General features: G+C 69.4%; 11 protein-coding genes. 1 reads left to right on the forward strand and 10 read right to left on the reverse strand.

Annotated elements, in window-relative coordinates; genetic code table 11:
- Positions 1-7: 7 nt before the first annotated feature.
- The 8 genes from ABZZ20_RS07830 to ABZZ20_RS07865 all read right to left on the reverse strand — a co-directional run bounded on the left by ABZZ20_RS07830 (position 8) and on the right by ABZZ20_RS07865 (position 10,240).
- Positions 8-664, reverse strand: a complete 657-nt coding sequence (locus ABZZ20_RS07830; RefSeq protein WP_356867885.1) for a phosphatidylserine decarboxylase — start codon at positions 662-664, stop codon at positions 8-10.
- A 186-nt stretch (positions 665-850) separates the two neighbouring features.
- Positions 851-2,056, reverse strand: a complete 1,206-nt coding sequence (locus ABZZ20_RS07835) for an acyl-CoA dehydrogenase family protein (protein ID WP_356867887.1) — start codon at positions 2,054-2,056, stop codon at positions 851-853.
- Between the two features lie 2 nt (positions 2,057-2,058).
- Positions 2,059-2,571 (reverse strand): MaoC family dehydratase, encoded by a 513-nt coding sequence (locus tag ABZZ20_RS07840; RefSeq protein ID WP_030155134.1) that lies wholly within the window; start codon positions 2,569-2,571, stop codon positions 2,059-2,061.
- A 5-nt stretch (positions 2,572-2,576) separates the two neighbouring features.
- On the reverse strand, positions 2,577-3,542 hold the full coding sequence (locus ABZZ20_RS07845; protein ID WP_356867889.1) for a CoA ester lyase: 966 nt from the start codon (positions 3,540-3,542) through the stop codon (positions 2,577-2,579).
- Entirely contained in the window at positions 3,539-5,590 is a 2,052-nt protein-coding gene (locus tag ABZZ20_RS07850; protein WP_356867891.1) for a protein meaA, read from the reverse strand. Before ABZZ20_RS07850 ends, ABZZ20_RS07845 begins: the two co-directional genes overlap by 4 nt.
- 84 nt (positions 5,591-5,674) lie before the next feature.
- On the reverse strand, positions 5,675-7,012 hold the full coding sequence (gene ccrA / locus ABZZ20_RS07855) for a crotonyl-CoA carboxylase/reductase (protein ID WP_356867893.1): 1,338 nt from the start codon (positions 7,010-7,012) through the stop codon (positions 5,675-5,677).
- A gap of 419 nt (positions 7,013-7,431) precedes the next feature.
- Complete coding sequence (locus ABZZ20_RS07860) at positions 7,432-8,262, reverse strand: TetR family transcriptional regulator (RefSeq protein ID WP_356867895.1); 831 nt, start codon at positions 8,260-8,262, stop codon at positions 7,432-7,434.
- A 175-nt stretch (positions 8,263-8,437) separates the two neighbouring features.
- On the reverse strand, positions 8,438-10,240 hold the full coding sequence (locus ABZZ20_RS07865) for a 3-hydroxybutyryl-CoA dehydrogenase (RefSeq protein ID WP_356867897.1): 1,803 nt from the start codon (positions 10,238-10,240) through the stop codon (positions 8,438-8,440).
- 430 nt (positions 10,241-10,670) lie between these two features.
- Here ABZZ20_RS07865 and ABZZ20_RS07870 point away from each other — a divergent pair, with 430 nt between their 5' ends.
- A complete protein-coding gene (locus ABZZ20_RS07870) occupies positions 10,671-11,222 on the forward strand; it encodes an adenylosuccinate lyase (protein ID WP_356867899.1) in 552 nt (183 codons plus the stop codon).
- 166 nt (positions 11,223-11,388) lie between these two features.
- Here ABZZ20_RS07870 and ABZZ20_RS07875 read toward each other — a convergent pair whose 3' ends face one another.
- On the reverse strand, positions 11,389-11,805 hold the full coding sequence (locus ABZZ20_RS07875; protein ID WP_356867901.1) for a RidA family protein: 417 nt from the start codon (positions 11,803-11,805) through the stop codon (positions 11,389-11,391).
- Between the two features lie 24 nt (positions 11,806-11,829).
- On the reverse strand, positions 11,830-13,419 hold the full coding sequence (locus ABZZ20_RS07880; protein WP_356867903.1) for an alpha/beta hydrolase: 1,590 nt from the start codon (positions 13,417-13,419) through the stop codon (positions 11,830-11,832).
- Between the last annotated feature and the right edge of the window lie 21 nt (positions 13,420-13,440).

Below are 13,440 nucleotides of genomic sequence, written 5' to 3' on the forward strand. Positions count from 1 at the left end.
CTCAGGGTCAGTCACGGTCAATTCGGGTCACCCCCGCGGTGGTGGTCTGACCGACCTCGACCGCGACCTCGACACCCTCGGGGAGGTAGATGTCGACGCGGGAGCCGAAGCGGATCAGACCGATGCGTTCGCCCTGCTCCACCTTGGTGCCGGCCGGCAGGTAGGGGACGATGCGGCGCGCGACGGCACCGGCGATCTGGATCATCTCGATGTCGCCGAGCTCGGTGTCGAAGTGCCAGACAACGCGCTCGTTGTTCTCGCTCTCCTTGTTGAACGCCGGGACGAATCCGCCGGGGACGTGCTCCACGGACGTCACCGTGCCCGCGAGGGGCGCGCGGTTGACGTGGACGTTCAGCGGGCTCATGAAGATCGCGACCCGGGTCCGGCCGTCCTTCCACGGCATGATGCTCTGCACCACACCGTCGGCGGGCGAGATGACGCGGCCCTGGGCGATCTCGCGCTCGGGGTCGCGGAAGAACCACAGCATGCCCGCCGCGAGCGCGGTGGTGGGCACGGCCACGGCGGCCCAGCGTCCGGACTTGCGAGCCCGGGTGAGGCTGAGCGCCGCAGTGGCGACGGTCGGCAGAAGCCACGGCGATGCTCCGCGCGCGAGGCGTCCACCGAGGAGGCCGACGCGAGGTGCAGAGGTTTGGCTGTGGGGCATGGATGACCTTCGTAGCGGGTGATTGCCGCGCCGCAAACAGGGGGACGGGACGGCGGCTTTACTGGAATGCTATCGGTTGCACGCAACAACTGGGCAAGCCAGAAGCCGAGTCGATGGCCGTCGGCCAGTGACTGGTAGTGACTCTTTTGCGACGGACCCATGGAGGATCCGCCGCAAAAGGGACTTTCAGCCCTGGAGTCGGTACTCCTCAAGCAGGCGTCGACCGATGATCATTTTCTGGATCTCGGCCGTACCTTCACCGATCAGCAGCATCGGTGCCTCGCGGTAGAGGCGCTCGATCTCGTACTCCTTCGAGAATCCGTATCCGCCGTGGATCCGGAAGGCGTCCTCCACCACCTCCTTGCAGTACTCGGAGGCGAGGTACTTCGCCATCCCTGCTTCGAGGTCGTTTCGTTCCCCAGAGTCCTTTTTGCGTGCTGCGTTCACCATCATCGCATGGGCGGCTTCGACCTTGGTAGCCATTTCGGCCAGCTTGAACTGGATGGCCTGGTGTTCGGCGATCGCCTTACCGAAAGTGTGACGTTGCTGGGCATACGAGACACCCAGCTCGAACGCACGCTGAGCGACGCCGCAGCCACGCGCCGCCACGTTGACGCGGCCGACCTCGACCCCGTCCATCATTTGGTAAAACCCTCGACCGGTCTGGCCGCCCAGGACTCGATTGGCCGGAATGCGCAGTCCGTCCATGATGAGCTCGGTCGTGTCGACGCCCTTGTAGCCCATCTTGTCGATCTTGCCGGGGATGGTCAGGCCCGGACGGACCTCACCGAAGCCCGACTCCTTCTCGACGAGGAAGGTCGTCATCGACTTGTGCGGTGCGGTGCCCTCGGGGTGGCCTTCGTCACTCCGCACGAGGACGGCCACCAGCGTGGAGCTGCCGCCGTTCGTCAGCCACATCTTCTGGCCGTTCAGGACGTACTCGTCCCCGTCCTTGACCGCCTTGGACGTGATGGCCGACACGTCGGAGCCCAGCCCCGGCTCGGACATCGAGAACGCGCCGCGCACCTCGCCCAGCGCCATGCGCGGGAGGAAGTGGTCCTTCTGCTCCTGCGTGCCGTGCTGCTTGAGCATGTACGCCACGATGAAGTGGGTGTTGATGATGCCCGAAACGGACATCCAGCCCCGCGCTATCTCCTCCACGCACAGGGCGTAGGTGAGCAGCGACTCACCCAGGCCGCCGTACTCCTCCGGGATCATCAGCCCGAAGAGGCCGAGTTCCTTGAGGCCGTCGACGATCTGCTGCGGGTACTCGTCACGGTGCTCCAGCTCGGTGGCGACCGGGATGATCTCCTTGTCGACGAACTCCCGGACGGTCTTGAGGATCTCCCGCTGGACGTCGGTCAGCCCGGCGGTCTGGGCGAGTCGGGCCATGGCTACTTCCCCTGTTCCTTCAGCTGCGGGCGGCCGGGCTGCTCGCCGCCGCGCTCCTTGATGTACGTCTCGGTCGGGACCATCACCTTGCGCCGGAAGACGCAGACGAGGGTGCCGTCCTGCTTGTAGCCCTTGGTCTCCACGTAGACGATCCCGCGGTCGTTCTTCGACTTGGAGGGGGTCTTGTCGAGGACCGTGGTCTCGCCGTAGATGGTGTCGCCGTGGAAGGTCGGTGCCACGTGCCGCAGGGACTCGATCTCCAGGTTGGCGATGGCCTTCCCGGAGACGTCCGGCACGGACATGCCGAGCAGCAGCGAGTAGATGTAGTTGCCCACGACCACGTTCTTGCCGAAGTCGGTCGTGTTCTCCGCGTAATTGCTGTCCATGTGGAGCGGGTGGTGATTCATGGTCAGCAGACAGAAGAGGTGGTCGTCGTACTCGGTGACGGTCTTTCCGGGCCAGTGCTTGTAGACCGCTCCGACCTCGAACTCTTCGTACGTGCGTCCGAACTGCATCGGGATCAGGCCTCCGGGATCTCGAACTTGCTGGTGCGCTGCATGCCCGCCGCGCGGCCCTTGCCCGCGATGACCAGGGCCATCTTGCGGCTGGCCTCGTCGATCATCTCGTCGCCGAGCATGGCCGAACCCTTCTTGCCGCCGGCCTCGGAGGTGCACCAGTCGTACGCGTCGAGGATCAGCTCGGCGTGGTCGTAGTCCTCCTGGGACGGGGAGAAGACCTCGTTGGCCGCATCGACCTGGCCGGGGTGCAGCACCCACTTGCCGTCGAAACCGAGGGCCGCGGCGCGTCCGGCGACCTCGCGGTACGCGTCCACGTCACGGATCTGCAGGAAGGGGCCGTCGATCGCCTGGAGGTCGTGCATACGGGCCGCCATCAGGATCCGCATCAGGATGTAGTGGTAGGCGTCCGCCGGGTAGCCGGGCGGCTGCATGCCCACGACCAGGGACTTCATGTTGATCGAGGCCATGAAGTCGGCCGGGCCGAAGATGATGGTCTCCAGCCGGGGCGAGGCGGCGGCGATCTGGTCGACGTTCACCAGACCCTTGGCGTTCTCGATCTGCGCCTCGATGCCGATCTTGCCGACCTCGAAGCCCATGGTCTTCTCGATCTGGGTCAGCAGGAGGTCGAGCGCCACGACCTGCTGGGCGTCCTGGACCTTGGGCAGCATGATGCAGTCGAGGTTCTGGCCCGCACCCTCGACGACCGTGATGACGTCGCGGTACGTCCAGTGCGTGGTCCAGTCGTTGACGCGCACGACCCGGGTCTTGCCGGTCCAGTCGCCGTTGTTCAGCGCGTCCACGATCGTGTGGCGCGCGCCTTCCTTGGCCAGCGGAGCACAGGCGTCCTCCAGGTCGAGGAACACCTGGTCGGCCGGCAGGCCCTGAGCCTTTTCCAGGAACCGCGGGTTGGAACCGGGCACCGCGAGGCAGGAGCGACGCGGACGCAGGCGGTTCACGGGACTGGTCATGCGGGGACCTCCAGAGGGTCGAGCTTGTTCGCTTTGCGGATCTCGTCGACGATACGGCCGATGATCTCCGTGATACCGAAGTCCTTGGGCGTGAACACGGCGGCGACTCCGGCCGCCTTCAGCGCCACGGCATCGGCTTGGGGAATGATGCCGCCGAGGACGACGGGGATGTCGCCCGCCCCCGCGGTGCGGAGGCGTTCCAGCACGTCCGGTACGAGCGCGCTGTGCGAGCCGGACAGGATGGACAGTCCCACGCAGTGCACGTCCTCGGCCAGCGCCGCCGAGGAGATCTCCTCGGGTGTCAGCCGGATGCCTTGGTAGACCACCTCGAACCCGGCGTCGCGGGCCCGTACGGCGATCTGCTCGGCGCCGTTGGAGTGCCCGTCGAGGCCCGGCTTGCCGACCAGCAGGCGAAGTCGGCCGGAGCCGAGGTCCTCGGCGGTACGGGAGACCTTCTGGCGGACCAGGGCCATCGGCGTGCCCTCTTCGGCGGTGACGGCCACCGGGGCCGAGGAGACCCCGGTGGGGGCGCGGAACTCGCCGAACACCTCGCGCAGGGCGTTGGCCCATTCGCCGGTGGTGACACCGGCCCGGGCGCATTCGAGGGTGGCTTCCATCAGGTTCTCGGTACCGGCCGCGGCCTCCTTGAGGCGGTCCAGGGCCTGCATCACGGTGGGGAAGACGAACGGGTCGCCGTTCCCCTGCCGCTCCGAGGACTCCTGCCGTTCGGCCCGCCAGCGGCCGATCCGTTCGACGATGGTCGCCTCCACCGCCCCGTCCACCGTCATGATCGCGGTGTCCAGGTCGGCGGTGAGCGGGTTCTCCTCGGTCTGCTGGAAACAGTTGACGCCGACGATCTTGTCCTCGCCGGCCTCGATCCGGGCGCGCCGCTCGGCGTGCGAGGAGACCAGCTGGGACTTCAGGTATCCCGACTCGACGGCGGCCATCGCGCCGCCCATCTCCTGGATCCGGTCGATCTCGGCGAGGCACTCGGCCACCAGGGAGTCCACCTTGGCCTCGATGACGTGCGAGCCCGCGAAGATGTCCTCGTACTCCAGCAGGTCGCTCTCATGCGCCAGGACCTGCTGGATGCGCAGCGACCACTGCTGGTCCCAGGGCCGGGGCAGGCCCAGCGCCTCGTTCCAGGCGGGCAGCTGCACGGCGCGGGCCCGGGCGTCCTTGGAGAGGGTGACCGCCAGCATCTCCAGCACGATGCGCTGGACGTTGTTCTCCGGCTGCGCCTCGGTCAGGCCGAGGGAGTTGACCTGGACGCCGTAGCGGAAGCGGCGCTGCTTGGCGTTCTCGATGCCGTAGCGCTCGCGGGTGACCTGGTCCCAGATGCGGCCGAAGGCGCGCATCTTGCACATCTCCTCAATGAAGCGGACGCCCGCGTTCACGAAGAACGAGATACGGGCGACCACTTCGCCGAAACGGTCCTCGGGGACCTGACCCGAGTCGCGGACCGAGTCCAGCACGGCGATCGCGGTCGACATCGCGTACGAGATCTCCTGGACCGGGGTGGCCCCCGCCTCCTGGAGGTGGTACGAGCAGATGTTGATCGGGTTCCACTTCGGGATGTGGTTGACCGTGTACGCGATCATGTCCGTCGTCAGGCGGAGCGAGGGCCCGGGCGGGAAGACGTGCGTCCCGCGAGAGAGGTACTCCTTGACGATGTCGTTCTGGGTGGTGCCCTGGAGCTGCGAGATGTCCGCACCCTGCTCCTCGGCGGCCACCTGGTAGAGCGCCAGCAGCCACATGGCGGTGGCGTTGATCGTCATCGAGGTGTTCATCTGTTCCAGGGGGATGTCCTGGAACAGCCGCCGCATGTCGCCCAGATGGGAGACCGGGACCCCGACCCGGCCCACCTCGCCGCGGGCGAGGATGTGGTCGGGGTCGTAGCCGGTCTGCGTCGGCAGGTCGAAGGCGACCGACAGGCCGGTCTGGCCCTTGGCGAGGTTGCGGCGGTACAGCTCGTTGGACGCCTCGGCCGTGGAGTGGCCGGCGTACGTCCGCATGAGCCACGGACGGTCTTTCTGGCGCTCTGTCATCTCAGGCTGTCCCTTTGGCCCTTGAACGATCTCAGACGGGTCGGGCGGATCGGATGGTGCGAATGTGCTGGACGGTCCGCTCCGCTACACGTTGCGGAACCGGTTGATCGCGTCGAGGTGCGTGGCCCGCATTTCGTGGTCGCGCACGCCCAGGCCCTCTTCGGGGGCGAGTGCGAGGACGCCGACCTTGCCCTGGTGGAGGTTGCGGTGGACGTCGTAGGCGGCCTGTCCGGTCTCCTCCAGGGAGTAGACCTTCGAGAGGGTGGGGTGGATCTTGCCCTTGGCCACGAGGCGGTTCGCTTCCCAGGCCTCGCGGTAGTTGGCGAAGTGGGAGCCGACGATCCGCTTGAGCGACATCCACAGGTAGCGGTTGTCGTACTCGTGGTTGTAGCCCGAGGTCGAGGCACAGGTGACGATCGTGCCGCCCTTGCGGGTGACGTAGACCGAGGCGCCGAAGGTCTCGCGACCGGGGTGCTCGAAGACGATGTCCACGTCCTCGCCGCCGGTCAGCTCGCGGATGCGCTTGCCGAAGCGCTTCCACTCCTTGGGGTCCTGGGTGTGCTCGTCCTTCCAGAACTTGTAGCCCTCGGCGCTGCGGTCGATGATCGCGGTCGCGCCCATGGCGCGGCAGATGTCCGCCTTCTGCTTGCTGGAGACGACGCAGATCGGGTTGGCTCCGCCGGCCAGCGCGAACTGGGTGGCGTAGGAGCCGAGCCCGCCGCTGGCGCCCCAGATCAGGACGTTGTCGCCCTGCTTCATGCCGGCGCCGTTACGGGAGACCAGCTGCCGGTAGGCGGTGGAGTTGACCAGGCCGGGAGAGGCGGCCTCTTCCCAGCTGAGGTGGTCCGGCTTGGGCATCAGCTGGTTCGACTTGACGAGTGCGATCTCCGCCAGGCCGCCGAAGTTGGTCTCGAAGCCCCAGATGCGCTGCTCGGGGTCGAGCATCGTGTCGTTGTGGCCGTCCGAGGACTCCAGCTCGACGGAGAGGCAGTGCGCGACGACCTCGTCGCCCGGCTTCCAGGCGTTCACGCCGGGGCCGGTGCGCAGCACGACGCCCGCGAGGTCCGAACCGATGATGTGGTACGGGAGGTCGTGGCGCTTGGTGAGCTCCGAAAGGCGCCCGTAGCGCTCCAGGAAGCTGAAGGTGGACACCGGCTCGAAGATCGAGGTCCACACGGAGTTGTAGTTGACCGAGGAGGCCATGACGGCCACCAGGGCCTCGCCCGGGCCGAGCTCCGGAACCGGGACCTGGTCGAGGTGCAGGGACTTGCGCGGGTCCTTCTCGCGGGTGGTGAGCCCCGCGAACATCTCCGTCTCGTCCTTGTGCACGGTGATCGCGCGGTACGAGTCGGGGAGCGGCAGGGCCGCGAAGTCGGCGGCCGTAGCGGCTTGTGACTGGATCGCGTCCAGGATGTCCTTCACGGTGTTGCCTCCGGCGAGCGCTGTTGAGGGTGCGCTGAGGGATACGCAGGTGCGTGGAACGGGTGTGGTGTGGTGGTGCGGGATGCCGTCGGTCCGGTGAGGGTCCCCCCCTGGCCGAGGCTAGGGGAGAGCCGTGGTGCTGGCGACGCCCTGGGTGGGGCGTGCGGTGCCTGGTGACGCAGGCGTCCGGGGCGCGGTCCGTGCCGAGTGGGCGTGGACCGCGGGGACATCCGGATGAGATTTAACGTATGGCACCCCGTGTCACTCAGCAAGGCACCGCGTGCCAAAACTTTCTCTCATTTGCCTATTGACCTGCGCAGATGAGCGATGATCGATCATAGTTACCCGTGAGTAGGGGCAAGTCGGACAAACGAAAGTGGCCGCCCCCGGCACGGGAGCGGCCACTGTGATGTAGGTGACTAGAGGGACTGCTGTTTGTTTCGCAACGCCTCTTCGATGGTCCGCATGACCTCGTCCAGCGGCGCGTCCGTCCGGGCGACGGCCACCAGCACCTCGCCCTGCGCACGGACCTCGGCGGGAGCCGCCGGGGCCGGCGCGGTGCTCAGGGTCCGCCCCGCCCCGATCCCCGAGCCGAAGGTCTTCCGTACGATCGAGAAGGCGTGGTCCAGCTCGGCCTCCACGTCCCCCTGGCCCCCCGCCCGCAGCCAGCGCCGCAGCACGTGGTTGTGGGCGGTCACCACCGCCGAGGCGGCCACCTCGGCCAGCAGCGGGTCGTCATTGCCGTCGTGGTGGTCGGTCTCGTCGAAATGGGCCAGCAGGTAGCGGGTGAACAGCCGCTCGTACCGGGCCACCGAGGCGATCTCCCGCTCACGCAGCGCCGGCACCTCACGGGTCAGCCGGTAGCGCTCCACCGACACCGCCGGCGAGGCGGCGTACATCTTCATGACTTCCTTGATCCCACGGCACACGGTGTCGAGCGGGTGCTCGTGCGCCGGGGCCACGTCCAAGACCGCCTCGGCCCGGGTCAGGGTGTCGTCGTGGTCGGGGAAGATCGCCTCTTCCTTGGACCGGAAGTGCCGGAAGAAGGTCCGGCGCGCCACCCCCGCGGTCGCGGCGATCTCGTCGACCGTCGTCGCCTCGTACCCCTTCGTTGCGAACAGCTCCATCGCGGCCGTGGCGAGCTCGCGCCGCATCTTGAGCCGCTGCGCGGCCGCCTTGGTGCCCGCGGTGCTCTCCGGGCTGTCGGAGGACGTGGCGGAGCGGGGCGAGGTCTTGGCGGGCTGGGACATAGAGCGAAAGTACTTCATTTGCGCGGGGGAGCGCGCCTGAGGGGGGTGGGACGGGGGTGGATGCGGGGGAGAGCCCGCACTGGGCTCGGAGGGTATGGCCTGCCGTGAGGGTCCGGCAGACCCGAGCAGCCCTCCCCACGCATCCGGCTCTTGAGGCCCCTGGCCAGGGCGCTGCTTACCGGCGGGCGTACTCACGGAATCCGCGGCCGGTCTTCCGGCCCAGGCAGCCCGCCGCCACCAGGTGCTCCAGCAGCGGGGACGGGGCCAGGCCCGGGTCGCGGAACTCCTTGTGGAGCACCTTCTCGATCGCCAGCGACACGTCCAGACCGACGACGTCGAGGAGCTCGAAGGGCCCCATCGGGTAGCCGCCGCCGAGCCTCATCGCGGCGTCGATGTCGTCGAGGCTCGCATAGTGCTGCTCGACCATCTTGATGGCGTTGTTCAAGTACGGGAACAGCAGCGCGTTCACGATGAAGCCGGCCCGGTCCCCGCAGTCCACCGGGTGCTTGCGCACCTTCGTGCAGATCTCGCGGACCGTGGCGTGCACGTCGTCGGAGGTCAGGACGGTCCGGACCACCTCGACCAGCTTCATCGCCGGCGCCGGGTTGAAGAAGTGCATGCCGATCACGTCCTGCGGACGCGTGGTGGCGCGGGCGCAGGCGATCACCGGCAGCGAGGAGGTCGTGGTGGCCAGCACCGCGCCCGGCTTGCAGATCTTGTCGAGGGCCGCGAACAGCTCCTGCTTGACCGCGAGGTCCTCGGCGACGGCCTCCACGGCCAGGTCCACGTCGGCGAAGGCGTCCAGCGAGCCGGCCGGGGTGATCCGGTCCAGCGTCTGCGCGGCGTTCTCCTCGGTCAGCCGGCCCTTGGACACCGCACGGTCCAGGGACTTGCCGATCGCGGCCTTCGCGGCGTCCGCCTTCTCCTGGCTGCGCGCGGCGAGCACCACCGCGAAACCGGCCTGCGCGAAGACCTGGGCGATGCCGCTGGCCATGGTGCCGGAGCCGGCCACGCCGACCGAGGTGACCGGGCGGCCCTCGCCGAGCCGGGCCCCGTCCAGCGGGGTCTGCGCGTCGCGGACGATCGTGGAGCTGCCGGGCTCCTCGTACGTGTAGAAGCCGCGCCCGGACTTCTGCCCGGTCAGCCCGGCCTCGGTGAGGTGGCCCAGGATCGGTGCCGGGGCGTGCAGGCGGTCGCCGGAGGACGCGTACATGGCCTCCAGGACGGTCCGGGCGGTGTCCACGCCGATCAGGTCGAGCAGCGCGAGCGGCCCCATGGGCAGTCCGCAGCCCAGCCGCATCGCCGCGTCGATGTCCTCGCGGGAGGCGTACTTCGACTCGTACATCGCAGCGGCCTGGTTGAGGTAGCCGAACAGCAGGCCGTCGGCGACGAAACCGGGGCGGTCGCCGACCGAGACGGGCTCCTTGCCGAGTTCATGGGCCAGCGCGGTGACGGCTTCGACGGCCGGCGGAGCGGTGAGGACGCTGGAGGCGACCTCGACCAGCTTCATCGCCGGGGCCGGGTTGAAGAAGTGCAGGCCGAGGACGCGCTCGGGGCGCTGCGACTCGGCGGCGAGCCGGGTCACCGAGAGGGCGTTGGTGCCGGTGGCCAGGATGGTGTCGGGCCGCACGATCGCGTCGAGCTCGCGGAAGAGGCGCTGCTTGAGCTCGTAGTCCTCCGGGATGACCTCGATGACGAGATCGGCGTCGGCCGCGGCCGTCAGCTCGGTGAAGGTGCGGAAGCGGGCGAGCACGCCCTCCCGCTCCTGCTCGCTGATGCGCTCGCGGGTCACCGATCGCGTCGTGGCGGCGGCGAGCGCGGCGGTGGCCCGGCGGGTGGCGGTGTCGCTGATGTCGATGCCGATGACCTCGCGGCCGGCCCGGGCGAGGACCTCGGCGATGCCGGTGCCCATCGTGCCGAGACCGATGACGGCGATGGTCTGCAGAGAGGACTGACTGGACGTGGACGGAAGGTCCATCGCGGGACTCCAGTGGATGAGGGTGACGACTGGGGGGTGGCGCGCGGCGCACGACGCGCGGCCGGAATCCGAGTCCCGAGTGCCGGGATCCGGGATACGAGATCGGGGATCCGGGTTCGAGATCGAAAGACCGCACAAGCAGCCCGAAGGGCGGGGCGGAGAAGCGGCGGACCCTGTCCCGGGGCCACGCCGTACAAAGAGAAGTACCTGAGGTACCGAACCGACCGGTACGAGTCGGCTGCGTCACCAGGCCGGCCCGTACGTATGGAACTGACATTAACCCGCTGGTAACTGTCGCGCCAGAGCAGGGAGATGTGACCTGTACCGCCGAAATGTACCGATCATCGATCATCGATCATCGTCGGTCGCACGCACCCTCCATCTCCGGGAACCCGGCGTGCCGGCGGCCGTGTCCCCCTAGGGTGGCCGGGTGAACGACGTGCTGGAGCGACTGCGAACGGAATCGGGCCGGTCACCCCGGTACGAGGAACTGCTCGCGGCGGACCCCGACGCCCTGGCGGACTCCTTGACCTCCGCCGGCCTGCCGCTGTGGGCCCGCGAGCTGGCCGCGTACCGGCTGGGACTGGCCGGGGACCGGCGCGCCTTCGAGCCGCTGGTGCTGCTCCTCAACCACCGCGACCCCCCGCGCTGCGCGGCCGCCGCGGAAGCACTGGCCGTACTGGACGACCCGCGCACCGCCCGCGCGGCGGCGGCCCTCGCCACCAACGAGCTCCGCACCGCTTACGCCCTCCAGCCGGTCCGGCTGCTCGCCGCCCTGCGCGCCCCGGAATCCGCGCCGGCCCTGATCCGGACCCTGTCGCGGCTGCTGTCCCCGCACGATCCGTACTGGCGGGTGGCCCTGGCCTGCGTCGAGGGTCTGGGCGCCCTGGCGGACCCGCGGGCCCGCGAGGCCCTGACCCGCGCCCAGTCCCATCCCCGCCTGGCGGTGGCGGCGACGCGGGCCCTGCGGGCGCTGCCCTGACGGACCCCGGGCCGACCCGGCCGGAGAGGCCGCGCCCCCCGTCGGGTAGGTGACGGCCGCGGCGAGCGACGGGTCGCCGGCCCTCCCCGCGGGCCCCACCGGCGCCCCCTTCGACGACGGGATGGCCCTATGGCGACGGGACGGCCCTTCGGCGATGGGACGTCCCTCAGTCGGGGAGGACTGCGAAGGCCTCGATCTCCAGGAGGAGTTCGGGGCGGAACAGCGCCGCGACCTGGACCGCGGAGGAGGCCGGGAGGCGGTCGGCGGGGATCACGGCGTCGCGCGCCTGGCGTACGGCCGGGAGGTGGGCGACGTCCGTGACGAAGTAGGTGAGCTTCACGACGTCGTCGAAGGTCGCCCCGGCCGCCGCCAGGCACCGGCGCAGGTTCTCGAACACCTGCCGGGCCTGGGCGGCGGGGTCGCCCTCGCCGACCACCTCGCCCCGCTCGTCGAAGGCGCACTGCCCCGAAACGGCGACGAACCGCCCGGTGCCCCAGACGACATGGCTGTAACCGGTGCCGGGGCTGACGCCCTCCGGTGCGGCGACGCGGGTGAGGTGGCTGCGCTCAGGAATGGTGGTCACGGGCATGATCATGCCCGGTGGGGATCAGCCCCGGAAGCCCAGCAGGCCGTGGAGTGCGGCGCCGCCCGCCGACGGCGGTAGCGCACGGGTGGCCGCGGTCGGCTTCGGGGCCGGCTGGGCCGGGCAGGTCGCGTCGGAGGCCCGGCCCGTGCGCAGGTACGCCGCCAGCTTCTCGTCCAGGCACTTGTTCCCGCTCAGCGCGACACCGTGGTTGCCGCCGCCCTCCTCCACCACCAGGGCCGAGCCCTTCAGCTTCCCCTTCATGCTCAGCGCGCCCGCGAACGGGGTGGCCGCGTCCTCCGTCGCCTGGAGGAGAAGGGCCGGCGGAAGCTTGGCGTTGATCACGTCCGGCACGTCGAGCGGCTCCGTCGCCCAGAACGCGCACGGGGCGTTGTACCAGGCGTTGTTCCAGGTCATGAACGGCGCCTTCGCATGCGTGCGCCACATGTCCGCACGCCACTGGTTCCAGTCCTTCGGCCAGGCCGAGTCCCGGCACTGCACCGCCGTGTACACGCTGTAACTGTTGCCCCCCGACGGCTCCACCGCACCGAACCGTTCGTACGCCGCCACCAGCGGCTTCGGGTCCGCGGACACCTCGTACGCCGCGAAGGCTTCGGCGAGGATCGGCCAGTACCCGTTGTAGTAGCCCCCCGGCATGTAGGTGTCCTCCAGCTCCGCCGGGCCCACCTTTCCTCCCGCCGGCGCCGTGCGCAGGGCGTTGCGCATCGCGTACCAGCGCCTCTCGACCCGTTCCGGGTCCGTGCCGAGCCGGTACTTCGCGTCGTACTGGGCCACCCAGGCCAGGAAGGCCTTGTGCCGGGCGTCGAAGGCCTGGTCCTGCGCCAGGTTGTCCTCGTACCAGACCCCTCCCGGGTCGACCACGGAGTCCAGGACGAGGCGGTGCACGCGGTCCGGGTGGAGCTTTGCGTACACCGCACCCAGGTACGTCCCGTACGAGTAGCCGAAGTAGCTGAGCTTCCGTACGCCCAGCGCGGTGCGCAGCACCTCGATGTCGTGGGCGGCCGAGACGGTGTCGATGTACGGGAGCACGTCCGCGTGCTTGCTCCGGCAGGACTCCGCGAAGGACTTCACCCGCTCCAGGTTGGCCCGCTCGGTCTGCGCCTCCAACGGTACGGAGTCCGGACGCACCGGGGAGAAATGACCGGCACCGCAGTCGAGCGCGGGCTCGCTCTTGCCGACGCCGCGGGGGTCGAAGCCGATCACGTCGTACTGGGCGGCCAGGTCCTTGGGGAGTGCGGACGCGATGAAACCGGCCAACGCCCGACCGCTGCCGCCGGGGCCGCCGGGGTTGACCAGCAGCGGGCCCTGGGACGTGGCAGCGGTGTGCGGGACCCGGGTCAGGGCCAGGGAGATCTGGCGTCCCGCGGGCTGGTCGTGGTCGAGCGGGACCTTCAGGGAGGCGCACTGCAACGTGGGGTAGCGGGGGGTCGCGCAGCCGGTCCAGCGCAGCGCGGCGGGCGCCGCCGGGGCCGCGACCGTCTGCGCCGCGCCGGCCGGGCTCGTGACGATGGCGGCCGCGGTGGCGGTGGCGATCGTCAGCAGGACGGCGGCACGCTTCTTCAAGGGGCCGAGCTTCTTCGTGGGGTGCAGCATGGGGCCTCCCAGCCGAGGGTT

Source organism: Streptomyces sp. NPDC006430 (assembly GCF_040612395.1).
In the GTDB taxonomy this organism is placed as follows: Bacteria; Actinomycetota; Actinomycetes; order Streptomycetales; family Streptomycetaceae; genus Streptomyces.

What these genes read in the sequence shown, in the direction of transcription:
- ABZZ20_RS07865 (WP_356867897.1), bottom strand. Translation starts at nt 10,240, where the DNA reads ATGGACCTTCCGTCCACGTCCAGTCAGTCCTCTCTGCAGACCATCGCC.
- ABZZ20_RS07835 (WP_356867887.1), bottom strand. Translation starts at nt 2,056, where the DNA reads ATGGCCCGACTCGCCCAGACCGCCGGGCTGACCGACGTCCAGCGGGAG.
- ABZZ20_RS07860 (WP_356867895.1), bottom strand. Translation starts at nt 8,262, where the DNA reads ATGTCCCAGCCCGCCAAGACCTCGCCCCGCTCCGCCACGTCCTCCGAC.
- ABZZ20_RS07845 (WP_356867889.1), bottom strand. Translation starts at nt 3,542, where the DNA reads ATGACCAGTCCCGTGAACCGCCTGCGTCCGCGTCGCTCCTGCCTCGCG.
- ABZZ20_RS07850 (WP_356867891.1), bottom strand. Translation starts at nt 5,590, where the DNA reads ATGACAGAGCGCCAGAAAGACCGTCCGTGGCTCATGCGGACGTACGCC.
- ABZZ20_RS07830 (WP_356867885.1), bottom strand. Translation starts at nt 664, where the DNA reads ATGCCCCACAGCCAAACCTCTGCACCTCGCGTCGGCCTCCTCGGTGGA.
- ABZZ20_RS07880 (WP_356867903.1), bottom strand. Translation starts at nt 13,419, where the DNA reads ATGCTGCACCCCACGAAGAAGCTCGGCCCCTTGAAGAAGCGTGCCGCC.
- ABZZ20_RS07840 (WP_030155134.1), bottom strand. Translation starts at nt 2,571, where the DNA reads ATGCAGTTCGGACGCACGTACGAAGAGTTCGAGGTCGGAGCGGTCTAC.